At 68.4% G+C, this 24,581-nt stretch carries 19 protein-coding genes and 1 tRNA gene; 2 read left to right on the top strand and 18 right to left on the bottom strand.

Annotation, left to right across the window (positions count from 1 at the left end; translation table 11 throughout):
• Positions 1 to 11: 11 nt before the first annotated feature.
• On the top strand, positions 12 to 1,028 hold the full coding sequence (locus tag B5F73_RS05390) for a YitT family protein (RefSeq protein WP_087227247.1): 1,017 nt from the start codon (positions 12 to 14) through the stop codon (positions 1,026 to 1,028).
• A gap of 20 nt (positions 1,029 to 1,048) precedes the next feature.
• Here B5F73_RS05390 and B5F73_RS05385 read toward each other — a convergent pair whose 3' ends face one another.
• The 3 genes from B5F73_RS05385 to mfd form a co-directional block, all read right to left on the bottom strand.
• Positions 1,049 to 1,483, bottom strand: coding sequence for a DUF2442 domain-containing protein (locus B5F73_RS05385; RefSeq protein ID WP_087227246.1), 435 nt, complete (start codon positions 1,481 to 1,483; stop codon positions 1,049 to 1,051).
• 13 nt (positions 1,484 to 1,496) lie between these two features.
• On the bottom strand, positions 1,497 to 1,751 hold the full coding sequence (locus tag B5F73_RS05380) for a DUF4160 domain-containing protein (protein WP_087227245.1): 255 nt from the start codon (positions 1,749 to 1,751) through the stop codon (positions 1,497 to 1,499).
• A 424-nt stretch (positions 1,752 to 2,175) separates the two neighbouring features.
• A complete protein-coding gene (gene mfd / locus B5F73_RS05375) occupies positions 2,176 to 5,616 on the bottom strand; it encodes a transcription-repair coupling factor (protein ID WP_087227244.1) in 3,441 nt (1,146 codons plus the stop codon).
• 314 nt (positions 5,617 to 5,930) lie between these two features.
• Between mfd and B5F73_RS05370 the strand changes: the two genes are divergently transcribed.
• The gene (locus tag B5F73_RS05370; protein ID WP_143803145.1) at positions 5,931 to 7,016 is read left to right on the top strand and encodes a hypothetical protein; all 1,086 of its coding nucleotides are present in this window, start codon (positions 5,931 to 5,933) and stop codon (positions 7,014 to 7,016) included.
• Between the two features lie 199 nt (positions 7,017 to 7,215).
• Here B5F73_RS05370 and B5F73_RS05365 read toward each other — a convergent pair whose 3' ends face one another.
• The 15 genes from B5F73_RS05365 to B5F73_RS09380 form a co-directional block, all read right to left on the bottom strand.
• A complete protein-coding gene (locus B5F73_RS05365) occupies positions 7,216 to 10,389 on the bottom strand; it encodes a 4-alpha-glucanotransferase (RefSeq protein ID WP_343225002.1) in 3,174 nt (1,057 codons plus the stop codon).
• A gap of 93 nt (positions 10,390 to 10,482) precedes the next feature.
• Positions 10,483 to 11,979: a glycogen synthase GlgA gene (glgA, locus tag B5F73_RS05360; RefSeq protein WP_087227241.1), complete on the bottom strand. Its 1,497-nt coding sequence runs from the start codon at positions 11,977 to 11,979 to the stop codon at positions 10,483 to 10,485.
• A 16-nt stretch (positions 11,980 to 11,995) separates the two neighbouring features.
• A complete protein-coding gene (glgD, locus tag B5F73_RS05355) occupies positions 11,996 to 13,090 on the bottom strand; it encodes a glucose-1-phosphate adenylyltransferase subunit GlgD (RefSeq protein WP_087227240.1) in 1,095 nt (364 codons plus the stop codon).
• A gap of 2 nt (positions 13,091 to 13,092) precedes the next feature.
• Positions 13,093 to 14,241 (bottom strand): glucose-1-phosphate adenylyltransferase, encoded by a 1,149-nt coding sequence (locus B5F73_RS05350; protein ID WP_087227239.1) that lies wholly within the window; start codon positions 14,239 to 14,241, stop codon positions 13,093 to 13,095.
• Positions 14,242 to 14,303: 62 nt separating this feature from the next.
• Complete coding sequence (locus tag B5F73_RS05345) at positions 14,304 to 16,739, bottom strand: glycogen/starch/alpha-glucan phosphorylase (RefSeq protein ID WP_239379815.1); 2,436 nt, start codon at positions 16,737 to 16,739, stop codon at positions 14,304 to 14,306.
• A 127-nt stretch (positions 16,740 to 16,866) separates the two neighbouring features.
• Positions 16,867 to 19,041 (bottom strand): 1,4-alpha-glucan branching protein GlgB, encoded by a 2,175-nt coding sequence (gene glgB / locus B5F73_RS05340; protein WP_087227238.1) that lies wholly within the window; start codon positions 19,039 to 19,041, stop codon positions 16,867 to 16,869.
• Positions 19,042 to 19,279: 238 nt separating this feature from the next.
• Positions 19,280 to 19,825, bottom strand: a complete 546-nt coding sequence (rbr, locus tag B5F73_RS05335; RefSeq protein ID WP_087227237.1) for a rubrerythrin — start codon at positions 19,823 to 19,825, stop codon at positions 19,280 to 19,282.
• A gap of 73 nt (positions 19,826 to 19,898) precedes the next feature.
• Positions 19,899 to 20,786 (bottom strand): adenine glycosylase, encoded by an 888-nt coding sequence (locus B5F73_RS05330; RefSeq protein ID WP_239379814.1) that lies wholly within the window; start codon positions 20,784 to 20,786, stop codon positions 19,899 to 19,901.
• Positions 20,783 to 21,268 (bottom strand): Rrf2 family transcriptional regulator, encoded by a 486-nt coding sequence (locus tag B5F73_RS09505; RefSeq protein ID WP_087227409.1) that lies wholly within the window; start codon positions 21,266 to 21,268, stop codon positions 20,783 to 20,785. The genes B5F73_RS05330 and B5F73_RS09505 overlap by 4 nt, the downstream gene beginning before the upstream one ends.
• A 3-nt stretch (positions 21,269 to 21,271) precedes the next feature.
• Positions 21,272 to 21,985: an HAD family hydrolase gene (locus B5F73_RS05320; protein WP_087227235.1), complete on the bottom strand. Its 714-nt coding sequence runs from the start codon at positions 21,983 to 21,985 to the stop codon at positions 21,272 to 21,274.
• Between the two features lie 167 nt (positions 21,986 to 22,152).
• Positions 22,153 to 22,229, bottom strand: a tRNA-Asp gene (locus B5F73_RS05315).
• Between the two features lie 94 nt (positions 22,230 to 22,323).
• Positions 22,324 to 23,145 carry a hypothetical protein gene (locus B5F73_RS05310; RefSeq protein WP_087227234.1) on the bottom strand — a complete coding sequence of 274 codons (822 nt, stop codon included), beginning with the start codon at positions 23,143 to 23,145 and terminating at the stop codon, positions 22,324 to 22,326.
• Between the two features lie 24 nt (positions 23,146 to 23,169).
• Positions 23,170 to 23,778, bottom strand: a complete 609-nt coding sequence (gene recR / locus B5F73_RS05305; RefSeq protein WP_087227233.1) for a recombination mediator RecR — start codon at positions 23,776 to 23,778, stop codon at positions 23,170 to 23,172.
• A 13-nt stretch (positions 23,779 to 23,791) separates the two neighbouring features.
• Positions 23,792 to 24,127, bottom strand: coding sequence for a YbaB/EbfC family nucleoid-associated protein (locus B5F73_RS05300; RefSeq protein WP_204206268.1), 336 nt, complete (start codon positions 24,125 to 24,127; stop codon positions 23,792 to 23,794).
• 53 nt (positions 24,128 to 24,180) lie between these two features.
• Positions 24,181 to 24,581: hypothetical protein (locus B5F73_RS09380; RefSeq protein ID WP_204206267.1), on the bottom strand; the 401-nt coding region annotated here is incomplete at its 5' end.

The raw sequence follows: 24,581 nt of genomic DNA, 5'->3' as shown, positions 1-24,581 counted from the left end.
CGGAGGAACGCATGCGTCACGACGACCCTGGGCGGCTCGCCGCCGAGGAGGAGCTCTCTCATGCCGGAGTGAGACCGGAGCAGGCCTCGCCCGCATACGAGGGGGCGCCCGTCATCCAGGCCGAGCGCCTGCTCACGCCCGAGGAGGAGCGCATGAGCGACCGCCTGCTGCTGCGTCGCGACCGCCCGAGCATGGTGCGGACCGCCGTGGCGGTGAACGTCGGGGCGATCCTGTGCGCGCTGGCCTATGTGCTGTTCCAGGCCCCCAACAACCTCGCCACCGGCGGTGCGTCGGGCATGGCCATCGTCATCTCCACGCTCGTCCCCGCCCTGCCGAGCGACGTGGCGCTCTGGGCCGTGAACGTGGTGCTCGTGGTGGTCGGCCTGATCTTCGTCGAGCGACGCGCCGTGGCCTGGAGCGTCGTGGCGTCGATCCTGCTCTCGGCCTACGTGAGCGTGCTCCAGGCGTTGGTTCCCGTGAGCGGGTCCGTGACGGGGGACCTCTGGATCGACCTCGTCTGCTCGCTGGTGCTCGTCGCCGCGGGCACCGGCATCGCCTACAACGCCGGCGCCTCCACGGGCGGGACCGACATCCTCGTGATGGCGCTCTCCCGGCACACGAGCCTGCCCACCGGCCACGCGATCACCGTGGTCAACGCCGTGACCGCCTGCTCGGGCGTGGCGCTCTACGGGGTGCGCACGGGCGTCTACTGCATCGTGGGCCTGCTGCTGGAGACGGTCATCGTGAACGGCGTGCTCGACGACCTCAAGCAGCACAAGGTGTGCACCGTCGTCTGCCGCCGGCCCGCACGCGTCCAGGAGTTCGTGGTGCGCCGCCTTGCGCGCACCGCCACGGTCTGGCTGGGCTACGGCGCGTACACGGGCAGGGAGCTCTCGGTCGTGATGACCGTGCTCACGCGCTCGGAGGCCCTCAAGCTCGAGAAGTACCTGCGGGGGATCGACCCGGACGCCTTCGTGACCTACGTCAACACGTCGCAGATCACGGGCCACGGCTTCCGCTGGGTGTAGGGCCGCGGCCCAACCATCGGCTATGCGCTCAGCGGCTCCCCGTATTCCCTGTACATGGCCTCGGACGTGACGACCCACTGTTTGCCAAACTTCCGGGCATCCACGCCGGCGACGATCTTCCCATATGAGACGGCCTTGCGAAGCGTGGACTCGCTGAGCCCCCAGAGGGCGCTTGCGTCGGCGAAGGACATCAGGCCGTCAAACTCCGTCTTTATCGGCTCGCCATGCTCCCAGAGCTCGTCGCAGGAGAGGTCAAGGTCGTCGTTCCACGAGACGCCGTACCCACCAGCATCGACCTCGACGTCTTCGAATAGTTGACCCTTCTCGAGCTCTTTAAAGGCATCGAATCGCTCTGCGAGCGGCGTTGCGTCATAGAGCTTGGTTGTTCCGTTGGCAAACTGGACGCGCAGACGGAGCTCCGGAAGAGGCGTCACGTCCTTGACCTTATGAAACATCGGCGCGCTCCTCTCAATCCAGCGGGTCGAGCCTCTTGAACTCCTGCGTTTCCCACATTGTAACGAGGTCGTCCCGATGGAGCCCAATCCATTCGCGCACCATCGCAGCCGCCCTTGCGGGAAGCTCCCCGTCGAGCACGCAGCCGCTCCGAATGTCAAAGGCGGCGGTACTGTCCCCATAGATCGCATGAATGTGCGGCGGGTTGTGCTCCGAGCCAAGAAAGTACATGCGAATAACGATTCCATAGAAACGCGCGAGGACAGGCATCCGCTACTCCCTTCTTCGTCAAACGCAGTATATCACGGTATCGTGATTTCTGGCGGGGAATTTGCTTCTTTTGCCATGGTTTATTGCGAACGCGTCTAGGAAACGCCGCCCTTGTCGGCCACGGCTCCAGGAATTGCCGGGGTTGTCCGGGGCGCGTCTAAGAAACGCCGCCCTTGTCGCCCGCCCTTCTAGGAATCGCCGCCCTTGTCCGGGAGGCTTCTAAAGAACGCGGCCCTTGTCCGCCGCACGTCTAAAAAATCGAGGGGTTGTACGCCCTGGCGCCTCCCAGGGCGGACAAGGGCGGCGATTCCTAGACGCGGCGCGGACAAGGGCCGACATTCCTAGAAGGGCGGGCGACAAGGGCGGAGATTCCTGGGGCCGCCGCCGACAAGGGCAGCGATTCCGAGAAGGACCCGCGGCGCCGCTACTCCTCCTCGACCTCGTCGTCGCCGCCGATCTCCTCGAGGACGCCGAGCGCGGCCGGCATGACCTCCTCCTGCGTGCGGTGGAACGGATAGGCCACCTTCTTGGTCTTGGGGTAGACCACGCCGCCGCGCTCCTTGAGGCGAAGCGCCGTCTGACGCGAGACCTCCACGCCCTGGTAGACCAGGCGCCCGTTGGCCAGGCTCACGCTTGCGCACCCCAGGCGCTGCGCGCGGATGCGCACGCGGGCGCGGTCGAAGAGGTTGCGCCCGGCGAGCGGCAGCGCGCCAAAGTCCTTCTCGCACTCCTGCTGCAGCGCATCGACCTCGGAAAGGTCCGCGGCCGCCGCCAGGCGGCGGTACACGAGCACGCGCTTGTCCACGTCGGGCAGGTACTCCTCGGCCAGGAAGAAGTCAGCCGGCAGGTTGATCGTGACCTCGGCCTGCTCCACGTCGCGTGTCTCGCCGCGCGCCTCGGCCACGGCCTCGCCGAGCATCTGCGTGAAGAGGTCAAAGCCCACGCTGGAGAGGTTGCCGTGCTGCTCGGCGCCCATGAGCGAGCCCGCGCCGCGAATCTCCAGGTCGCGCATCGCGATCTTCATGCCGCTGCCCAGGTCCTGGTACTCGTTGATCGCCGTGAGGCGGTCGGTGGCCTCGGGCGTAAGGGGCTGCTCCGCCGGGAACATGAAGTAGGCAAAGGCCTGCATGCGCCCGCGGCCCACGCGACCCTTGAGCTGGTAGAGCTGCGCCAGGCCCAGCCGCTGGGAGTCCTCGATGATGAGCGTGTTGGTGTGCGGGTTGTCGATGCCGCTCTCGATGATCGTGGTGGCCACCAGCACGTCGACCTCGTGCTCCTGGAACTGCAGCATCACGTCCTCGACCTCGCGGGCGCTCATCTTGCCGTGCGCCACGCCGATGCGGGCCTCCGGCGCCGCCTCGCGCACGCGCCCCACCGCGTCGTCGATCGTGTGGACGCGGTTGGACACGTAGTAGACCTGGCCGTGCCGCGCGAGCTCGTCGCGGATCGCCGCGCTCACCACGTCGGGGTCCCACTCCCCCACCGTCACCTTGACCGGCAGGCGGCCGGGCGGCGGCGTCATGATGAGGCTCATGTCGCGCACCCCGCTCATGGCCATCTGCATGGTGCGCGGGATGGGCGTGGCCGAGAGCGTGAGCACGTCCACCTGCTCGCGCATGTTCTTGAGCTGCTCCTTGTGCTGCACGCCAAAGCGCTGCTCCTCGTCGATGATAACGAGCCCCAGGTCATAGGGGTTGACGTCGGCCGAGAGCAGCCGGTGCGTGCCGATGAGCACGTCCACCGAGCCGTCCGCGAAGCCCTCGAGCGCCTTGCGCTGCCGGGCCGGCGTCACAAAGCGGGAGAGCACGGCCACCTTGAGGTCAAAGGGCGAGAAGCGCGAGAAGAACGTCTCGAAGTGCTGCTGCGCCAGGATCGTGGTGGGGCAGAGCACCATGACCTGCTTGGCGTCCTGGCAGCACTTGAACGCCGCACGCAGGGCGACCTCCGTCTTGCCAAAGCCCACGTCGCCGCAGAGCAGGCGGTCCATGGGACGGCGCGCCTCCATGTCGGCCTTGATGTCGGCGATCGAGGAGCGCTGGTCGGCGGTGAGCTCGTAGGGGAAGCTCGCCTCCATCTCCTCCTGGACGGGGGTGTCCTGCGAGAAGGCGTAGCCGGGCACGGAGCTGCGGCGCGTGTAGAGGTCCACCAGGTCGAAGGCGAGCTTCTTGGCGGAGCGGCGCGCACGCCCCGTGGCGCGGGACCAGTCGGCGGTGTTGAGGCGCGTGAGCCGCGGCGAGCTGCCGTCGGGACCCACGTAGCGCGTGATGCGGTCCACCTGCTCGAGCGGCACGAAGAGCTTGTCCTCGCCGGCATACTCCAGCAGGAAGTAGTCGCGCTCGCGGCCGGCCACCTCCTGACGCACGATGTCGGAGAAGAGGGCGATGCCGTGCGTGGCGTGGACGACGTAGTCGCCGGGCTTGAACGGGAAGGTCACGCTCGTGGGGTCCACGCGGCGGGCGCGGCGGCGCGACTTGGCCGTGCGGGACGCGAGGTCGGAGACCGACAGCACGGCCAGATGCGCGCCCGGGATCACGATGCCGGCCGGCACGGGCGCGTCGGTGAAGGTCACACAACCGCGGTCCAAGGGCTCCACCTGCGGCGCGTTGTTCTCGGCCGCCGTTCCCAGCGACTCGACGAAGGGAATGTTCTCGTCGGAGAGGCGCAGCTCCAGCGACTCGCGCGCGCCGCGGTCCGGCACGGCGAAGAGCACGGCGCAGCGGTCGGCCACGAGCTGGCGAACGCGGCCCATGAGCTTGGCGTCGGAGCCGGCGATGCCGGGCTGGCGCACCTCGAGGTCCGCCGTGGACGTCCCGGCGCCGGCGCGCAGCATGGACGAGAAGGACAGGCGCTGCTGACTGCCAAAGTCCATCTCGCGCGGGGAGGCGTAGAGGCCGTCGAGGCTCGCACGGGTGGCGTTCGCGGCGGCGGTGAGCTCGTCGAACGCGCGCATGCAGTCGTCGAAGAGGGCACGCGGCTCGGCGAGGACCACGAGCGCGCTCTGCGCGACGTGCTCGAGCGGGCTCGCCGTGGTGCCGTAGAGCTGCGGGAGGTAGCGCTCCAGCGCGGGGGCGGCGGCCCGCTGGCGAATGAGCTCCAGGTCGGCGGCCACCTTCGTGTTGTCCTGGGCGGCCTTGAAGAGGGCGCGCTCGGCGCGGGCGACCGTCTCGTCCGTGAGCGCGAGCTCGCGGCAGGGCGAGACCGTGACCTCCGTCAGCTCGCCGATCGTCTGGCCCGTGGAGGGGACCATGCGGCGAACGCGGTCGATCTCGTCGCCAAAGAACTCGATGCGCACCGGGCTCGTGGCCTGCGCGGGAAAGACGTCGACCGTGTCGCCGTGCACATGGAAGGTGCCGGGGGCGTCCACGTCGCCGGCGTCGTTGTAGCCCATGCCCACGAGCAGCGCCGGCACGTCCTCAAAGGGGACCTCGTCGCCCACCGCAAAGGTGCTCGAGGCGAAGTAGCCCGAGCCCACGGGCGGCACGCGTCGCAGGAGCGCGTGGGCGGACGCCACGATCACGCAGCTCTCGCCGGCGGCGAGGCGCGCGACGGAGCGGCAGCGCGCACCGACGACGGCGTCGTCGGGGGCGGTGTCGGCCCAGGGCCGGTCGCGGCGCTCAGGGTAGCGGCCCACGACGTCCTGGCCGAGCCAGGCAGCCAGCGCACGCGCTGTGCGGTCCGCGGCCTCCTCGCCGGAGACGACGAGCAGGCAGGGGCGCGGGCTTCTCGCCCAGAGCGCGGCGAGCACGAGCGGGCGTGCGGACTGGGCCACGGACAGGCTGGCGTCCTCGCCGGCGTCGAGCGCGCGCACGAGCGGCGCGAGCTCCGGGGCTGCAGTCAACTGGCGGGAAACGCGGTCGATCAGCATGGGCTACCTCTACAGCAGGGCGCGCCGGCCCCGGCATCCGGGGTCGGTCGCGACGGGTGGTTCTTCTCGCCCATTGTAGCGATGACGCCCCGAGGTTCCGAGCCTTCCCCATCGGATGTCCTTAAAAACGAGGCAGCGGCACGCAGGAGGGCCAAATTTGTGCCGCAGCCCTGATTTTCAGGACGTTTGGACGCCCTTCCGTGCCGCAGGCCCATTTTTCAGGACGCCCGTGACGCGGATGGTCGACTAACATTCAATGCAAGGCTATCCGTTGTGTTACTAAATTATTAGTTTATAATCGTCACATGGAACTGATGCTTTCTCATCTTACCGCCCTAGAGGTGATCCGCCGACAAGAGCTGCGCCTGAGCCTGGAGTGGCGCCAGCGCTGCGACGCGCCCGTCCCCGGCCGCGGCCCAAGCGACGCCGAGCTTGCGAGCCTGATTGCGCAGACGCCGCTGCTCGGCCGGCTCGCGCAGCCGATAGAGGCCCTCGTCGCCGACGAGGCGGGGCGCAGGAGGTCCAAGCGCGTCAAGACGCACACCGTGTCCCGCCCGCTGCCCGCCGGCTCCGCCTTTCTCGTGGCGCCCGGCGTCCGGTGCGTCTCCCCGGAGCACCTTGCCGTCCAGATGGCGCCGCGCCTCACGGAGCTCGAGCTCATCGTGCTGCTCTCCGAGCTCATGGGCACCTACGCCATCGCGCCGGAGCTCGAGGGCGGCATGTGGCAGCGCTGGTCCGCGCCCACCACGCGCGACATGGTCCTGGCGCACCTCGACGCCCTGGGCTCGTTCCCCGGCGCCGCCAAGGTGCGACGCGCCCTGGGACGTGCCTGCGTGAACTCCGGATCCCCGCGAGAGACCAAGCTCTCCCTGCGCCTGGGACTCAACCCTGCGCGCGGCGGCTACGGCCTCGACGTGCTCTCGATGAACGCGCCGCTGGAGGTCACCCGCATCCGCGACAGGATGCGCGCCGGCATCCGCAAGCCCGACATCCTTCTGCGCGCGCCCGCCGACGCGATGCGCAACGGGAGGGCGCTGCTCGGCGCGGCGGTGGAGTACGACGGCAGAGACCACGCCAGCGAGGAGGCGCATGCGCGAGACGCGGAGCGGCATAACGAGCTCACCGCCATCGGAATCGTGGAGTACCTCGTCACCAGGAGGCAGTACCGCGACCTCGCCTACATGGACGGTCTCGTGGACCTCATCAGGCGCGACCTCGGCACCCCGGCAAAGCGACGCACCCACCGGGAGAGCGAGCGGCTCAGGCGGCTGAGGCTGCGCCTTTACCTGGAGCTAGAGCGCATCGACGGCGTCCGCTGGGGCGACCACGGGCGAGGGCGGGACCGGGCGGACGCCGAGGTCCGGGACGTCGTCCCCGTGGAAGCGTACGGCATCGGCTGACGACGTGGGCGTCGCGCCTCGCTCGTTCTTCTCGGCAAGCTGTCCTTAAAAACGAGGCTGCGGCACGTCGGAGGACCCGATTTGTGCCGCAGCCTTGATTTTAAGGACGTTTGGGCGCCCTTCCGTGCCGCAGGTCCGATTTTCAGGACGCGGCAAGCGGCCGAGAAGAACAGGCGAGAAGAACCGTGCGCCCGTCGCGCTAGCCCAGGATCCTCCCGCTCTCCTCGGCGAGCTCGGCCAGGCGCGACGCCGCGGCCGCGACGTCGGCGTCGGACGCACGCCAGCTCCAGTTGCCGTCGGCCACGCCGGGCACGTTCATGCGCGCCTCGTCGCCGAGGCCGAGCACGTCCTGCAGCGGGACGATCGCCACGTCCGCGTCGCTCGCGAGCACGCGGCGCATGATGCCGTCCGCGACCTCGACCGCCTCCTCGCGCTCGAGCCCGTAGCGCTGCTCGCAGAAGCCCACCAGCGTCTGGTTGTCGTGCGTGCCGGTGTAGGCCACGGTCTCGGGGCGCGGGGCGTAGCCCTCGCGCACGTCGTCGTCGGAGAACTGCGCCACGTCCATGCCCAGAAAGCCCGTCGCGGCCACCAGCGCGCGGACGGCCGGCGTGATCGCGCCCAGGTCCTCGGCGATGAACGGCAGCGGCCCAAACTGGCGCTCGGCCGCCTTGAAGAGCTCCGCACCGGGGCCGAAGGCGTACGCGCCGTCGCGCGCCGTCTTGCCATCGGGGATCCCGAAGTACGAGGAGAAGCCGATGAAGTGGTCGAGGCGCACCACGTCGTAGAGGGCGAGCATCCGGCTGAATCGGCGCAGCCACCAGCCAAAGTTTTGCTCGCGGAGGATGTCCCAGCGGAACGTGGGATTGCCCCAGTTCTGGCCGTCGGGCGCGAAGGCGTCACCGGGGGCGCCGGCCTGGCGGCGCGGATAGCCGCGCTCGTCCAGGTCGAAGATGTCGGGCTCGCTCCACACGTCGGCGGAGTCGGCCGAGACGAACATCGGCATGTCGCCGATGATCTTGATGCCGCGCGCGTGCGCGTACTCGAGCAGGTCGTCCCACTCGCGCTGGAACTCGAACTGCAGGCGGCGGTGCGCCTCGATCGCGTGGCGCAGCTTGGGGTCGGACGCCAGGCGCGGCGAGTAGGTGTGATAGGGCTCCGGCCACTCCTGCCAGGGCTTCTCGCCCAGGAGCTCCTTGCACGCGCGGAAGGTGGCGTACGGCGTGAGCCAGTAGTCGTTCTCGTCGCAGAAGCGGAGGTACTCGGGGTCGTTGCCGATCCGCTCGAGGCGCGCCAGCGCGGCCGGCGCCGGCAGCTCGAGCAGGCCCAGGTTGCCCGCGAACGCGCCCAGGCCCGCGTACGGGGACCCAAAGCGGTCCGTGGGGTTGACGGGCAGGACCTGCCAGTACTTCTGACCGCCGGCGGCGAGCCAGTCCACGAAGCGGCGCGCCGGGGCGCCGAGGGTGCCGGGCCAGCCGCCGTTGGGCACGGAGGTGATGTGGCAGAGCACGCCCATGCCGCGCTCGAGCGGGGCCTGGAGGCGCTGCTCGTCGTGGAAGTGCAGCACGGAGGTGCCGAGCGGCCAGAGGAAGACCTCGGCCTGGCCGTGGCTCACGCGCGGGACCTTGCCCGAGACCACGTCGGAGACCTGCTTGTCGCCCACGGGGACCTTGACGGTGTGGGCCTCGGAGAGGCTGGCGTTGACGAGCACGCACACGCGCTCGCCCTCGCCGCGACGCCAGAAGCCAAAGACGTCCTCGCCAGACGAGAAGGGCTCGAACTCGCCGTCCACCAGCAGCTCCGGCAGCATCTTGCGCACCGCGATCGCGTTGCGGTAGATGTCGGTGCAGTCGCGCCTGCCGCCGTCCCACGGGAAGCTCGCGCGGTTGTACGGGTCGCGGAAGCCCTCGACCCCGCGCTCGTCGCCGTAGTAGACGCACGGGACGCCGGGCAGGGTCATCTGCAGCAGCGCCATGACCCACAGGCGCGCCTTCGCGAGGCCCACCTGGTCGTCGGAGAGGCGCCAGCCGGCGCGCTCGCCCTCGGGGACCGAGTCCGGGTCGGGCGCGCCGCCGAGCACCGTGAACAGGCGCTCGCGATCGTGGCTGCCCAGCAGGTTGAGCGCCGAGTAGAAGTTGTCGCGCGGGTAGTTCTCGCGCAGCTCCTCCAGGCGTGCGGCGAGCTCGCTCGCGCCCATGTCGCCCCGGATGTAGGCGAGAAGGGCGGTGCGCACCGGGTAGTTCATCGTGGCGTCGAGCTCGGCGCCCTGGAAGTACTGGCGGAGCTTGCCGTAGGCCATCTTGTGGGAGGCGTCCTCCCAGACCTCGCCGATCAGCACGCCGTCGGGCCTCTCGGACAGCAGGGCGCGCTTGATCTGGACGATGAACTCGTCGGTGAGCTCGTCGGCGACGTCGAGGCGCCAGCCGCGCGCGCCCTGGCGCAGCCAGTGGCGGATCACGCCGGCACGCCCGCACACGAGGTCGTGGAAGTCCTCGCAGTCGGCGCGCACGGAGGGGAGGTTCTGGTCTCCCCACCAGCCGGCGTAGGTGCCGTCCTCGTGGAAGGTGAACCAGTCGCGGTACGGCGAGCGCTCGCCCTGCCACGCACCCGGCTCGGGGTAGGTGCCAAAGCGGTTGAAGTAGCGCGAGTCCGCGCCCACGTGGTTGAAGACGCCGTCCAGGATGACGGAGATGCCGTGCTCCTCGGCGTCGACGCAGAGGGACCGGAAGCTCTGCTCGTCGCCGAGCATCGGGTCTATGCGCAGGTAGTCGGCCGTGTCGTAGCGGTGGTTGCTCGCCGCCTCAAAGACGGGGTTGAGGTAGAGCGCCGTGACGCCCAGGTCCTCCAGATAGCCCAGCCGCTCGCGGATGCCCTCGAGCGTGCCGCCGTAGAAGTCCCAGCACGCCACGCTGCCGTCCTCGCGGCGCTCGTAGGTCGGCGGCGTGTCCCAGTCCTCGAGCACCTTGCGGTCGGGACCGCCCCTGCGGCGCACGGCCAGCGTGTCCGCGGCGCGCTCGCGCCAGTCCTCCCCGCGCGCAAAGCGGTCGGGGAAGATCTGGTAGACGATTCCCTCGCGGTACCAGAGGGGCTGGCGAGCCCGGGGCGAGAAGACCGTGATCTGGAACGACGGGGGGTCGCCGTAGGCGAAGGCGCCCTCGCCGGTGGTCCACCCCTCGCGCGCGCCGTAGCGCCACACCGCGCCGTCGTTCGCCTCGATGTCGAAGTTGTACCAGACCACGCCGGTCTCGGCGGGCTTGTACGTGGCGGTGAAGCGCAGGCCGCCGGCGTGCTCGGCGCCGCGCATCTCGATGAGCTCCTCGCCGTGGGCGTCGGTCCACACGCGCAGGGTGCAGAAGGTGACGTCGTCCTCCCACACGTCTATGCTCAGCGAAACGGTGCCGCCCAGTTGGACGGCACCGAATGGAGACCTGTACTCACGCTCTGAGGTTACGTGGCGTGCTCTCAAACGCTAGTCTCTCCTCTTGTTGTACCTGATGATCTCCGGGTGGAGGTCATGGTAGATGTCCATGTAGTCGTTCGCGGCTCGACGCCAGCTGAAGTCCGCGTCCATAGCCTGGAGCTGAATCTTACGCCAGGTCTCGGGCTCGGTCCAGAAGATCTCGCAGGCGCCCAGGAGCGTGTCGGCCATCTCGTCGGCGTTCATGTTGGCGAACGAGAAGCCCGTGCCCTCGCCGGTGTACTTGTTGTACGGCATGACGGAGTCGCGCAGGCCGCCGGTCTCGCGCACCACGGGCAGGGTGCCGTAGCGCATGGCGATCATCTGCGACAGGCCGCACGGCTCGAACTCGGACGGCATGAGGAGCATGTCACCGCCCGCGTACATGCGGTGCGAGAGCGCGTTGTCAAAGGCGATGCGCGCGCACATCTGGTCGCCGTACTTGGCGTCGAAGTAACGGAAGGCGTCCTCGTGGTCCTTGTCGCCGGTGCCCAGGATCGCAACCTGCACGCCGCGCTGCATGAGGTGGTCCATCGCGTAGCGCACCAGGCCCAGGCCCTTCTGGTCCGTGAGGCGGCCGATGGAGACGACGAGCGGGCGCGTGGGGTCCTGCGCCAGGCCCAGCTCCTCCTGGAGGGCGCGCTTGCACTCCGCCTTGTTCTCCAGCTCCTTGGCCGTGTAGTTGGCCGGGATCATGGGGTCGGTCGCGGGGTCCCAGATGGTCTGGTCGATGCCGTTGAGGATGCCGCGCAGCACGTTCTGGCGACGGCGGAAGATGTCGTCGAGGCCCTCGCCGTAGAAGGGCATCTGCAGCTCGTAGGCGTAGCTCGGGCTCACCGTGGTGAGGAAGTCCGTGTAGCAGAGGGCGCCCTTCATGTAGTTGATGGAGTCGCGGTCGCAGTAGAGCTGGTCGCGCGCGGCGGGGATGTGGGCGAGGCCCAGCACCTCCTCGAGAACCTTGTCGCTGTACTGGCCCTGGAACTTCACGTTGTGGATCGTGAAGACGGTCTTGACGTTGGCGCACTGCGGGACCTGCTGATAGAACTCGCGCAGGAACACGCAGCACAGGGCCGTCTGCCAGTCGTTGCAGTGCAGGACGTCGCACTCGAGCTCGGGCACCTTGGCGATGGCCTCGCAGATGGCCTTCGAGAAGAACGCGAAGCGCTCGCCGTCGTCGAAGTAGCCGTAGAGGCCGTCGCGCTTGAAGTAGGCCTCGTTGTCCACGAAGTAGAAGTCAAGATCCTGGAGCGTGAGCTTCTCGATGCCGCAGTACTCGTTGCGCCAGGCGAGCGGCACGTAGAAGTCGGCTACGTGCTTCATCTGGTCCTTGTACTCCTGCGGGATGCTCGCGTACTTGGGCAGGATCACGGCGACGCGGGCGCCGGCGTGCTTGAGAGCGCGGGGCAGCGAGCCCGCCACGTCACCCAGGCCGCCCGTCTTGGCGAAGGGCACGGCCTCGGAGGACGCGAAGAGCACGCGCAGCTTCCTGCGCTTGGCTGATGTTGCCATTGAGACTCCCCCTCGCCTACTCGTGGGCCTTCTCGGTGATGAGGACGTCCTCGGGGGTGCCGCGCAGCTCGGTGCCGGCCGGGACCACGTTGCCGCGGTCCACGATGGCGTTCTCGACGCGCGCGCCGCTCTTGACGACGCAGCCCTGCATCACGATGGAGTTGCGCACCGTGGCGCCCGCCTCGACGATGACGTTGCGGCCCAGGATGGAGTCGCTCACGCTGCCGTAGATGCGGTCGCCCGAGGACGCCGCGGAGTTGAGCACGCGGGAGCCGATCTCAAACTTGGCGGGCGGCGTGTCGTGCGTCTTGGTCTTGATGGAGCGGTCCGCGGGGAAGAGCTCGGCGGTGATGCGCGGGTCGAGCAGGTCCATGTTGGCGCGGAAGTAGGAGCGCTTGTTGAAGATCGGCGCGACGTAGCCGCCGAAGTCGTGGGTGCGCACGTCGACGCGGCCAAAGTCGCCCGTCATCGCCTCGAAGAGGTCGAGGTAGTCCGTCGGCGCGTACCAGTCGAACATGTCGAGCAGCAGCTGGCGGTTGATGACGAAGCAGTCGAGGAACATCGTGTCGCCAAAGTTGACGCCCTGGCGCACGCCCTGGACGCGGCCGTCGATGACGTCGAACGCCGTCACGTCGGCGTCCTTCTCGGACGCCGTCTTGGTGAGGACGGTGATGTCGGCGCCGGAGGCCTTGTGGGCCTCGTAGACCTCGTCGAGGTCGATGTTGTAGACGAAGTTGGCCGTCGAGCAGATCACGGCGTCGGCGTTGCTGCGCTTGAAGTAGGTCTTGTTGTGAATGAGGTCACGAAGCAGGAAGCGCGCGCCGGTGCGCGAGGTGCCGAACGCGGAGCCGGGGAGGATGAACAGGCCGCCGTTCTTGCGGTCGAGGTCCCAGTCCTTGCCGGAGCCGGTGTGGTCGATGATCGAGCGGTAGTTGTACGGCATGACCATGCCCACCGTGCGGATCCCGCAGTTCACGAGGTTCGACAGGGCAAAGTCGACGAGGCGATAGCGGCCGAAGTACGGCAGCGACGCCACGGGACGGCTCTCGGTGAGCGCGCTGGACTCCTTGGCGGAGTAGTTGCAGGTGATGAGGCCGATGACCTTCTCCATGACTAGTTCTCCCCCTTTCCGACGACCACGTCGTTGCCGATGACGGCGGTGTCCTTCGTGGTGTCGACGCTGCCGACGCTGACGTTCTCCTCGACCACGGAGTTCTCGCCGAGGATCGCGCGCACGACGTTGGCGCCGTCCTTGACCACGGCGCCCGGGAGCAGCACCGAGTCGATGACGGTGGCGCGCTCGCCGACGTAGGCGTCGGTCGAGAGAATCGAGTGCTTCACGGTGCCGTAGACCTGGCAGCCGTTGGCGACGAGGCAGTCGTCGATGGTGCCGTCCTTGCCCACGAACGCGGGCGGGCGCGTGGAGGCGTTGCTCATGATCGGGAAGTCGGTGCTGAAGATGTCGAAGGCGGGGTTGGACCCGAGCAGGTCCATGCTCGTCTCGTGGTAGCTCGAGATGGTGCCGACGTCACGCCAGAAGCCCTCGAACTTGTAGGTGAACAGGCGCTTGCCGTCCGCCAGCAGCTTGGGGATGATGTCGCCGCCGAAGTCGTGCGAGGAGTTCTGGTCGTTGGCGTCCTCCCTCAGCGTGTTGACGAGAAGGTCGGCGTTGAAGATGTAGATGCCCATGGAGGCAAGGTTGCTGTCGGGCTTCTTGGGCTTCTCGGAGAACTTGGTGATGCGGCCGTCGGGGTCGGCGGTCAGGATGCCAAAGCGGGAGGCCTCCTCCCACGGCACCGGCATGACGGCGATCGTGAGGTCGGCGTTGTTGGCCTTGTGCGTGGCCAGCATGTCGGAGTAGTCCATGCGATAGAGCTGGTCGCCGGAGAGGATGAGCACGTACTCGGGGTCGTTCTGCTCGATGTAGCCGAGGTTCTGCGTCACGGCGTCAGCGGTGCCCTCGTACCAGGCGCCGCCGGTCTGCGTCGCGAACGGCGGCAGGATGGCGACGCCGCCCCCGCGCTCGTCGAGGTTCCACGCCTCGCCGGTCCCGATGTAGCTGTGCAGCAGGTACGGACGGTACTGGGTGAGCACGCCGACCGTGTTGATGCCCGAGTTCGCACAGTTTGACAGGGCGAAGTCGATGATGCGGAACTTGCCACCGAACGAGACGGCGGGCTTTGCCACGTTGCTCGTCAGCGCACCGAGACGACTTCCCTGCCCTCCGGCGAGGAGCATTGCGATGCACTCTTTCTTGCTCATACCCCCACTCCTTTCGACAACCAACTCACGCGGGGGCGCGGGGCCCCCGAAGTGTCCTAGCCCTAAATGTGCCAGATGTCTTCCATGTACTCACGGATCGTTCGGTCTGAGGAGAAGTATCCGGCCTTGGCGGTATTGTGGAGCGCCGACTTGTTCCACGCGCGGCGGTCGCCGTAGGCTCCGGTGAGCTCGTCGAAGGCCTGGACGTAGGAGTGGAAGTCGCGCAGGACCAGATCCGGGTCGTTGTCGACCATGAGGTAGTCGTGAATGCTGTCGAAGTTGCCCGAGAGGCGCGCGAGCGTGCCGTCGGTGAGCATGTCCACGATGCGGCCGATGTGGTCGCGGTCGCCGTTGTACATGTCCCAGGCGTAGTAGCGGCCCGAGGCGCGCAGCTCGTCGACCTCGTTGGCGCGCAGGCCGAAGATCTTGATGTTCTCGGGGCCCACGAGCTCGGAGATCTCGATGTTGGCGCCGTCGAGCGTGCCGAGGGTGATGGCCGCGTTCATCATGAGCTTCATGTTGGAGGTGCCGGAGGCCTCGGCGCCGGCCACGCTGATCTGCTCCGAGATCTCTGCCGCGGAGTAGATGAGCTGGGCGTTGGAGACCGCGAAGTTGGGCACGAAGGCCACCTTGATCTTGTCGTTCGCGCGCTCGTCGTTGTTGATGACGTCGGCGACCGAGTTGATGAGGCGGATGACCTCCTTGGCGAAGGTGTAGCTCTGGGCGGCTTTGCCGGAGAAGATGAACGCCGTGGGGCGCGGGCTGTAGCTCGGGTCGGCCAGGATGCGGTTGTAGACGTCGAGGACCTTGAAGACGTTGAGGAGCTGGCGTTTGTAGGCGTGGAAGCGCTTGACCTGGACGTCGAAGACCATGTTGGTGTCGAGCTCGACTCCCGAGGTCTCCTTGATGTAGGCGGCGAGGCGCTCCTTGTCGGCCTTCTTGGCGAGCTCCATGGCGTCGAGGAAGCTGGCGTCCTGCTCGAAGGGGATGAGCTTCTCGAGCTCCATGGCGTCGTCCATCCAGCCGTCGCCGATGGCCTCGGTGATGAGCTTGGAGTAGCTCGGGTTGGCCTCGGCGAGGAAGCGACGGTGCGTGACGCCGTTGGTCTTGTTGTTGAAGCGGTGCGGCATCATCTCGTAGAACTCGTGGAAGACGCTGTCCTTGAGGATCTGCGTGTGCAGCGCCGAGACGCCGTTGATCGAGTGCGAGAAGATGATCGAGAGGTTGGCCATGCGGACCTGGCCGTCCCACAGGATCGCCGTCTCCTGGAGCACCTTGGTCCAGTTGCCCTCGTTGGGCGAGAGGTGGTTGGCGAGGCTGTCGCGGTAGCGGCGGTCGATCTCGTCGATGAACATGTAGAGACGCGGCAGGAGGTTGCGGAAGGTGTTGATCGGCCACTTCTCGAGCGCCTCGGGCATGACCGTGTGGTTGGTGAAGGAGATGGTCTCCCTGGCGATCTTGTAGGCGAGGTCGAAGTCAACGCCCTTCTCGTCGACGAGCAGGCGCATGAGCTCGGGGCCGCACATGGCGGGGTGCGTGTCGTTGGTGTGGATGCAGACGTGCTCGCCGAGGTGCTCCCAGTCGGGGCCAAACTCGCGTTCGTAGGTGCGCAGGATGGTCTGCAGGCCCGCGGAGACGAAGAGGTACTCCTGCTTGAGGCGCAGCATGCGGCCGTGCTCGCCGGCGTCGTTGGGGTAGAGGATCGTGGAGATGGCCTCGACGTCGGAGCGGAACTTGTTGGCGCGGGCGTAGTCGCCGGCGTTGAAGGCGTCGAGGTCGAAGTCCTCGGTGTAGGGCTCGGCCGACCACAGGCGCAGCTTGTTCACGACCTTGCCGCCGTAGCCGATGATGGGCACGTCGTAGGGTACGGCGCGGACGATCTCGCCGCCCTCCTGCGTGAACCAGAACTTGCCGTCCTGCTCGTGGCGGACGACCTGGCCGCCAAAGCGCACCAGCACGGCGCTGCCGTCCTTGCGGGTCTCCCAGGGGAAGCCGCCCGCGAGCCAGTTGTCGGTGCGCTCGACCTGACGGCCGCCCTCGATGTACTGGCGGAAGAGGCCGTAGCGGTAGCGCATGCCGTTGCCGTAGCCGGCCATGCCCTCGTGGGCCATGGAGTCGAGGAAGCACGCCGCAAGACGGCCGAGGCCGCCGTTGCCGAGGCCCGGGTCGACCTCCTGGCGGCAGAGGGTCTCGAGGTCGGAGCCCATGGACTTGACGCCGTCGGCGACCACGTCGCGGATGCCAAAGTTGATCAGGTAGTTGTCGAGCAGGGGGCCGAGAAGGAACTCGAGGGAGAAGTAGTACACCTTCTTGGTGCCCTTGGGGTGGGACTCGGGGAAGATGGCGCGGCCCTTGTTGGCGATGAGCTCGGCGAGGGCGAAGTAGCGCTCGTGGTCGGCGAGCTCCTCGAAGGGGGTGCCGTAGCGGGTCAGGCAGGCCTCACGGTACTGCTCGACGAAGTCCTGCTGGTTCTCGAAGATCTTGGCGTTGTCAGTCAAAACTACTCCTTGCATCGTGGCGACGAACACTCGGGGGCGCGGACGAGTCCGCACAGGGAGGCGTCGCGTGACCTCCCGGTTGGAGGCCGCCCGCGGGCGGCCTCGCTTAAGCTTACTCCGTCGAAGGCTATTTCTTCGCGGCAGGCTTCTTTTCTGACTTTCCCTTTGCAGGGGTGGCCTTCTTGGCAGCCGGCTTCTTCTCGGCCGCCTTCTTGGGGGCGGCCTTCTTGGCCGTGGCCTTGGCAGCCGGCTTGACGTCCTTCTCGTCCGCCTTCTTGGCGGCCGGCTTCTTGGCCGCGGCGCCGCCGTCCGTCTTCTTGGCCGGGCGACGCAGGGTGCCGGTGCGCTTGAGGATCATGCCGCCCAGCGGCGGGACGCGCACGACGATCGACTGCTCGCGACCGTTCCAGGGCTCGTCCTGGCACTTGAGCTTGCCGGTGTTGAGGACGCCGGAGCCGCCGAAGCGCTCGTTGTCGGTGTTGAAGACCTCCTCGTAGACGCCCCACTCCGGCACGCCCATGCGGAAGTCCTCGCGCGCGTTGACGTCGAAGTTGATGAGGATGACCAGGTCCTCCTTGGGGTCGTCGCCCCTGCGGATGAAGCTGATGATGGACTGGTCGGCGTTGTCGGCGTCGATCCACTCGAAGCCCTCGGAGTCGAAGGCGCGCTGCCACAGCGTGGGGTGCTCGTTGTAGAAGCGGTTGAGGTGGCGGATGAAGCGCTGCTGGTGACGGTGGGTGTCGTACTGCTCGGAGAGGAAGTACTGGATGCCCTCGTAGTAGCGCCACTCGATGAACTGGGCGATCTCGTTGCCCATGAAGTTGAGCTTGCCGCCGGGGTGCATCATCTGATAGAAGGCGAGCGTCCTCATGCCGGCGAACTGACGCCAGTAGTCGCCGGGCATGCGCGTGATGAGCGAGCACTTTCCGTTGACGACCTCGTCGTGGGAGAGCGGCAGGATGAAGTTCTCGTTGAACTGGTACATGGAGGAGAACGTGAGCATGCGGTAGTTGCCCGGGCGCCAGGGGAAGTCGGTCTGCATGTAGTGCAGCGTGTCGTTCATCCAGCCCATGTCCCACTTGAAGTGGAAGCCCAGGCCGCCGTCCTCGGGCGGGTAGGTCACGAGCGGCCACGCGGTGGACTCCTCGGCGATCATCATGACGTCGGGGTGCTCCTTGCCCATGACCGAGTTGGTCTGGCGGATGAACGCGGAGGCGTCGAGGTCCTCCTCGGTGCCCTTCTCGTTGAAGCGCTTCTGGCCCGGGTCGTCGATGCCGAAGTTCATGTAGAGCATCGAGGAGACGCCGTCCATGCGGATGCCGTCGGCGTGGAAGAGGTTCGCCCAGAACAGGGCGTTGGACACGAGGAAGGAGCGAACCTCGCCGCGGCCGTAGTGGAACTGGTGGGTGTTCCAGTTGGGATGGATCTTGTGCTCGTAGAGCATGCCGCCGTTGAAGTTGGCCAGGCCCTCGGCGTTGGCGCAGAAGCCGCCGCACACCCAGTCGAAGATCACGCCGATGCCGGCCTCGTGGCAGGCATCGATGAAGTGCATGAACTGGCGCGGGTTGCCGTAGCGGGACGTGGCGGCGTAGTAGCCGGTGGGCTGGTAGCCCCAGGAGCCGTCGAACGGGTGCTCGTTGACGGGCATGATCTCGATGTGGGAGTAGCCCATCTCCTTGACGTACTCGACGAGCTCGTCGGCGAGGTCATCGTAGGAGTACACGACGCCGCGCTGCGCGGGGAACGGGTCGCCGGGGCCGGGATAGGTGCCGTCCTCGCGGGGCTCGCCCTGGGGCTCGTCACCGTGGCGGCGCCAGCTGCCCAGGTGCACCTCGAAGATGTTGAGCGGCTCGGCGAACATGTCCCGATGGGAGCGCTGCTCGAGGTAGTGGGCGTCCTTCCAGGCGTAGCCGTCGAGGTCGAAGGTGCGCGAGGCGGTGCCGGGGACCTTCTCGGCGTAGAAGCCGTACGGGTCGGCCTTGTAGAGCTTGCGCCCGTCGTTGCACTCGATGAGGTACTTGTAGAGCGCGCCCTCCTCGATGCCGGCAACAAAGCCCTGCCAGATGCCACCGGTCTCGGTCGGGTAGAGCGGCGTGGCCGTCTCGTCCCAGCCGTTGAAGTCACCGATGACGTGGACGCTCCTCACGTCGGGGGCCCAGACGGCGAAGTGGTAGCCGTGGGTTCCGTCGTCGGTGACGGCGGGGTGGGCGCCCATCTTCTCGTAGCTCCTGTACCACTCGCCGCGAGCAAAGAGGAACAGGTCATCGTTGCTCAGGTAGAGAGTGCTGTCGAGAGATTCCATGTCACGCTCCTCGAAGGTCTGTGCACAGGACAACACTCATTGTGGGCCTCGCGTCAACCGACTGTCCACGAAAAGGCGGTGAGTGCGGGCAACGGGGCGGCGAGCAGGGCCGCGCGGGCGGGAACCTTCCCGCACGACGTGACGGTCCTTCTCGCCCGACCGTCTCGTCCCGCGCGCACACGAAAGGCCCGCCGGGGCCGAGGGGCGCCGACGGGCCGGACGTGCGATGCGGTCGTGCCTAGTAGTTGATCTTCTGCTCCTCGAAGTAGGCGCGCGGGTGGTTGCACACCGGGCAGACCTCGGGGGCCTCGGCGCCCACGTGCAGGTGGCCGCAGTTGAGGCACTTCCAGACCTTGACGCCCTCGCGCGCGAAGACCTCGCCCTTCTCGACGCGCTCGGCGAGCTTGAGGTAGCGCTCCTCGTGGTGCTTCTCGATCTCTCCGACCATGCGGAACTTGGCGGCGATCTCGGTGAAGCCCTCGGCCTCGGCAGTCTCGGCGAAGCCCTTGTACATGTCTGTCCACTCGTAGTTCTCGCCTGCGGCGGCGTCCTTGATGTTGGTCAGGGTGTCGGGCACCTCGCCGCCGTGGAGGTACTTGAACCAGAGCTTGGCGTGCTCGCGCTCGTTGCCGGAGGTCTCCGTGAAGATGTCGGAGATCTGGACGTAGCCCTCCTTCTTGGCCTTGCTCGCGTAGTAGGCGTACTTGTTGGTGGCCTGGGACTCGCCGGCGAAGGCGGCCTCGAGGTTCTTCTTCGTCTGCGAGTTCTCAAAGTCGACGGCCATTGGAGGCTCCTCTCAGTCCCCCGGGAGGGACACGTTTCCTGCGCCGGGCCCCTGCCCGACGGCTCAACCGATGTCAGACGTGCCACGCCCCGTCGCCCGGCCGGCAGAAGCCCTCGCGGGACAGCTCGCCCAGGAGGGCCTCGACCTCGGAGGCGCTTATCGACCTTCTACCCGCTTTCTCCTCCACGCTTGCAAGCTCCTCGCAAATGGTCTTAAGGCCAACGCCGCGCGGCTCGCCGCGGTGGGCGAGAAGGACGCGCAGCAGCTCGGCGCGCTTCTGGCGGTGCGACCCCTCGAAGCGCGACTGGCGCGCGTGGCCGGCGGAGCGGCGCGACGGGTTGGGCACGGTGCGCTTGAGGTAGGCGCCGTAGTCGAGCAGGGCGTAGTACCAGGTGCGCGGGTCGTCCGCGGGATCGCTCGCGTCGGGCGGGCAGGTCGCGCGCAGGATCGGCACCAGCGCGCGGTCGCTCACGCGCTCCTCGCCCGGGAAGAGCTCGTGGAGCAGGACCGTGCGCACGTTGGTCTCCAGGTAAACGGAGGGCAGGTCAAAGGCGAAGGCGCGGATGCCCGCGGCCGTGGCGGGACCCACGCCGGGCAGCGCCTCGAGGGCCGCGGTCTCGGCCGGCAGCTCGCCGCCGAGCGCGGCCACCGCCTGCGCCGCGCGGTGCAGCGCGAGGGCGCGCCGGTTGTAGCCGAGGCCCTGCCACTCCTCGAGGACGTCGGCGGGCTCGGCGGCCGCGAGCGCCACGGGCGTGGGGAAGCGCTCCAGCCAGCGCTGCCAGCGGCCGTCCACGCGCGTGGTCTGCGTCTGCTGGAGCATGACCTCGGAGATCCAGATCTGGTACGGGTCGCGCGTGCGGCGCCAGGGGAGGTCGCGGTAGAGCTCCTTGCCGCGCCCCAGGACGAGGGAGCGGAAGGCCGCGAGGTCCCTCTCGCCCGACGGCTCGGCGGCCGCCCTCACGCCCCGTCCCCGAGGTCGCGCCTGGCCTCGTCCTCGGGGACGAGCTCGAAGGTGGCGTGCGGGACGGGCGAGCGGCGCTCGACGATGAGCTGGTGGAGGGTCACGCTCGCGAAGAGGTCTCGCAGCAGGCGCTCGGCGTGGCACCACACCGAGGTGTAGCGGCATCCCTCCCGGTTGGGGCACACGCCGCCCGCGGGGTCGGCGGAATGGCAGCACGAGAGGGAGACCGGGCCCTGCACCGCCTCGACGACCTGCAGAAGCGTCGTCTTGGTCGGGTCCACGGCGAGTCGCATCCCGCCGCTCGCGCCGCGCGTGTTGGTGACGATGCCGGCGGCCGCGAGGTCGCGCTGGATCGAGCGGGCAAAGGAGTAGGGCACCCCGCTCTCCTGCGCGGCGCTGCGGACCGAGAGGATCCCGTCCGGGCTCTCGACGAGCTCGCTGATCATGCGCAGCGCGTAGTCGGTCTTTCTCGATACGTCCATGGCCTACCTCCGACCCGGTTCCTTCCCCTCGCCCCAGTCCAGGACGGGCCAGCCCCGCCGACGGGCGCTAATCGCGAGCGTCTTGCCGGGGCAGACCGCGCGCGCCTCGCGGGCGGCGTCCAGGAGGGGCGCGTCGGTGTGGTGGTCCGCGTAGGCGCGCTCGAGCACCCAGGCCCCCGCGCCGAGGTGCGCGTCGCACCAGCGCTCGACCGCGCGGCACTTCTCGGCCCCCGCCACGACCGGGCCGTCGACTCGTCCCGTGTAGCGGCCCCGCTCGTCGCGCTCCATGCGCGTGGCGACGAACCCGTCCACGCCCATGCGGCTCGCGGCGACTTCGGCGATCGGCTCGAAGGTGGCCGAGACGAGCAGGACGACCATGCCCTTCCCGTGGCACCAGGCGACCTCGTCGAGCGCCTGCGGACGGTAGAGCGGAGCGAGGACCTCGTCGTGGAAGCGCGTCATGAGGGCGTCGACCTCCTCGGAGGTGCGGCCGCCGAGCGCGCCGAAGACCAGCTCGCGGGCCTCGCCCTGGCGAAACGGCAGGTGCAGCTTGTAGCGGACGCCCCACCAGCCGAGGCGCAGCAGGCGCAGCGGAGACATCATGCCCTGAGCGAGGAGGTAGCGCGTGAACAGCGAGCCCGACTGGCCGTCGATCGCGGTTCCGTCGAAGTCAAAGACCGCGACCCGTCGCGGCTGTGTGTGAGCGCTGGTTGCCATGGGCGCCCCGTTCTCGCTCGTGTCCGACGCCCAATATGATAGCGCGACACACGCATTAGCGGGACTGCGGCGCGGGGCCCTTGTCGCCGAGCGGCGTGCGGCGCGGGGCCCGGGGGGGCGTCTCGGCATGAAAAAAGGGGTCCCTCGCGGGACCCCCGAACGTGCAATGGCGGGATGTAAGGGACTCGAACCCTCGACCTCCGACGTGACAGGCCGGCGCTCTAACCAGCTGAGCTAACACCCCGTGCGCCTTGCGCGGGAGCTATTCTCTCATACCCCCCAGAGCGTGGCAAGGCCCAATCTCAAAAAAGTTGCGGGCGCCGCCGCGCACACAAAACCTACGCGAGTGCGACGTCGGTGGTGGTCCCACCAACGGTCACGCGCAGCGTGGTCCCGTCGAGCTCCACGGACTCGATCTCCCCGGAGCCGCCCGCGGGGTTGCCCTCGGCGTCCACGACGTAGGTGATGCCACTGGAGTGGCCGCCGATCACGTAGCAGGCGACGTTCCAGCCGCCGTCGACGTTCTCGGGGACGAGCAGCGTGTCGGCCGTGCGCACGAGCGCGACGGGCATGCCCGGCAGCTCGAAGACCGGCTCGCCGGAGGAGTAGACCAGGCTCCAGACCCCGTCCTCCCCCTGGGAGAGGGCGTACGTCTGGCCGGCGTAGCTCACCGTGCCGTCGACGCCCACCTGCTCCTGGCCGGCGTCGTGCTCGCGCTGCTGCTCCTGCGCCTCGATCTCGGACTCGGTGAGGTGGAGCGTCTGGTCGTGGGTGGTCTCCTCCTCGGCGGGCGGGAACACGAGCGAGGTGACGAGGGTGCCCACGGCAAAGATCACCGCCAGGGCCAGTATCGCGGCGACCACGAGAAGGACGACGTTGAGCACGCTCCTCTTGGGGCCGGACTGCGGGGCCCGGTCCTCCGGGTGGCGCTCGGCGTAGCGGCGCTCCGCGTTCTTGCGGGCACGCCCCGCCGCCTCGGCGGCGTTCTTGCGCGTGGTGACGCGGGCGCCCTGGCCGGCGCCGATGGTGGAGATCTGGTCGGAGTCGCTCGCGAGCGCGGTCGACTGCTGGCGGGCGCGGCGCCCCGACGGGCGCGCGTGGCTCGCGGCGTGGGTCGCGCGATGTGCCGGGCGCGTGTTCTTCTCGTCCTTGAAAGGCATGGAAAGTCCCCCGATCGCTCTCTCCTAGACCTCGCGGCGCTCCTCGATGGCGCGCCCGAGGGTCACCTCGTCAGCGTACTCCAAGTCGCCGCCCACGGGCAGGCCGCTCGCCAGACGCGAGACGCGCACGCCCAGCGGGCGGATCGTGCGCGCGAGGTAGGTCGCCGTGGTCTCGCCCTCCACGTCCGGGTTGGTGGCGAGAATGACCTCGGTCACCTCGCCGTCAGCCAGGCGCGCCAGCAGCTCGCGCACGTGGAGCTGCTCCGGGCCGATCTTGTCCATCGGGCTGATGACGCCGCCGAGGACGTGGTAGAGGCCATGGTAGCTGCCTGTGCGCTCAATCGCCGCGACGTCGCGCGGCTCCGAGACGACGCAGACCGACGTGCGGTCGCGCGAGGCGTCAGCGCAGACGTCGCAGGTGTCGCGCGTGGCGTAGGAGAAGCAGACCGGGCAGAAGTGCACCTGCTGCTTCACCTCCAGGATCGCCTGCGCGAGGCGACGCGCCTGGTCGGCGTCGGCCTCGAGCAGGTAGTAAGCGATGCGCTGGGCCGACTTGGGGCCGATGCCCGGGAGGCGTCCCAGCTCGTCGAGCAGCCGCTGGAGCGCGCGGCCGTCGCTGATGGCCGTGTCCATGCGCGTGGGCCGCCTAGAAGAGGCCCGGGATGCTCATGCCGCCGGTCACGGCGCCGAGCTGCTGGCTGGCCATCTGCTCGGCGGACTCCAGGACGTCGTTCACGGCCGCGAGGATCATGTCCTGCAGCATCTCCACATCCTCCGGGTCCACGGCGGCGGGGTCGATCGCGAGCGAGGTGAGGCGCAGGTCGCCCGTCGCGGTGACCTTGACGGCACCGCCGCCGGCGCTCGCGGAGACCTCCGTGGCCGCGGCCTTCTGCTGCGCGGCCAGGAGCTGCTCCTGCATCTTGCGGGCCTGGGCCATCATCTGGTCGCGGTTCATGCCGCCCATGTTGAATCCCTTGGACATGTGCTTCCTTTCGTCGTCGTGCTGTCTCGTGGCGAGAAGTGCGTGCGGTCGTGCTAGTCGTCCGTGTCGTCGTCTTCGCTGTCGTCGACCGGCTCGTCGATGAAGCCGGGGTCCTCCTCCGGGGCGTCGTCGTAGGAGAGCTCCTCGGCGGCGTCCTCGTCGGACGTCGTGGCGGCGGACTCCACGCTCACCGAGAGGGGCTGGCCAAACGCGGCGCTGAGCTGGGCCGCGATGTCGGCGAACTCGGGCGTGAGGTCCTGCGCGGCCCGGACGGCGGGGTCTCCCCCGCTCGCTCCGCGCTCGGCTGACGCCTCGCTCACTTCGTGAGTCGCGGCGGGGGAGACCCCGCCGTCCGGGCCGCACGTAGCCTTCTCGGCCGAGTTCGCCGACATCGCGGCCCAGCTCAGCGCCGCGTTTGGCCAGCCCCTCTCGGTGAGCGTGGAGTCCGCCGCCA

Origin of the sequence: Olsenella sp. An270 (assembly GCF_002159735.1) — a bacterium.
In the GTDB taxonomy this organism is placed as follows: Bacteria; Actinomycetota; Coriobacteriia; order Coriobacteriales; family Atopobiaceae; genus Thermophilibacter.
The sequence above is the reverse complement of the archived record's forward strand: the minus strand, read 5'-3'. Positions and strand labels throughout refer to the sequence as shown.

Excerpts from the sequence above, each read along its gene's own strand:
- rbr (WP_087227237.1), bottom strand. The coding sequence starts at position 19,825 with ATGGCCGTCGACTTTGAGAACTCGCAGACGAAGAAGAACCTCGAGGCC.
- B5F73_RS09505 (WP_087227409.1), bottom strand. The coding sequence starts at position 21,268 with ATGGACGTATCGAGAAAGACCGACTACGCGCTGCGCATGATCAGCGAG.
- mfd (WP_087227244.1), bottom strand. The coding sequence starts at position 5,616 with ATGCTGATCGACCGCGTTTCCCGCCAGTTGACTGCAGCCCCGGAGCTC.
- B5F73_RS05320 (WP_087227235.1), bottom strand. The coding sequence starts at position 21,985 with ATGGCAACCAGCGCTCACACACAGCCGCGACGGGTCGCGGTCTTTGAC.
- B5F73_RS05350 (WP_087227239.1), bottom strand. The coding sequence starts at position 14,241 with ATGAGCAAGAAAGAGTGCATCGCAATGCTCCTCGCCGGAGGGCAGGGA.
- glgA (WP_087227241.1), bottom strand. The coding sequence starts at position 11,979 with ATGGCAACATCAGCCAAGCGCAGGAAGCTGCGCGTGCTCTTCGCGTCC.
- B5F73_RS05300 (WP_204206268.1), bottom strand. The coding sequence starts at position 24,127 with ATGTCCAAGGGATTCAACATGGGCGGCATGAACCGCGACCAGATGATG.
- B5F73_RS05390 (WP_087227247.1), top strand. The coding sequence starts at position 12 with ATGCGTCACGACGACCCTGGGCGGCTCGCCGCCGAGGAGGAGCTCTCT.
- B5F73_RS05370 (WP_143803145.1), top strand. The coding sequence starts at position 5,931 with ATGCTTTCTCATCTTACCGCCCTAGAGGTGATCCGCCGACAAGAGCTG.
- B5F73_RS05310 (WP_087227234.1), bottom strand. The coding sequence starts at position 23,145 with ATGCCTTTCAAGGACGAGAAGAACACGCGCCCGGCACATCGCGCGACC.
- glgD (WP_087227240.1), bottom strand. The coding sequence starts at position 13,090 with ATGGAGAAGGTCATCGGCCTCATCACCTGCAACTACTCCGCCAAGGAG.
- B5F73_RS05385 (WP_087227246.1), bottom strand. The coding sequence starts at position 1,483 with ATGTTTCATAAGGTCAAGGACGTGACGCCTCTTCCGGAGCTCCGTCTG.
- glgB (WP_087227238.1), bottom strand. The coding sequence starts at position 19,041 with ATGGAATCTCTCGACAGCACTCTCTACCTGAGCAACGATGACCTGTTC.
- recR (WP_087227233.1), bottom strand. The coding sequence starts at position 23,778 with ATGGACACGGCCATCAGCGACGGCCGCGCGCTCCAGCGGCTGCTCGAC.
- B5F73_RS05380 (WP_087227245.1), bottom strand. The coding sequence starts at position 1,751 with ATGCCTGTCCTCGCGCGTTTCTATGGAATCGTTATTCGCATGTACTTT.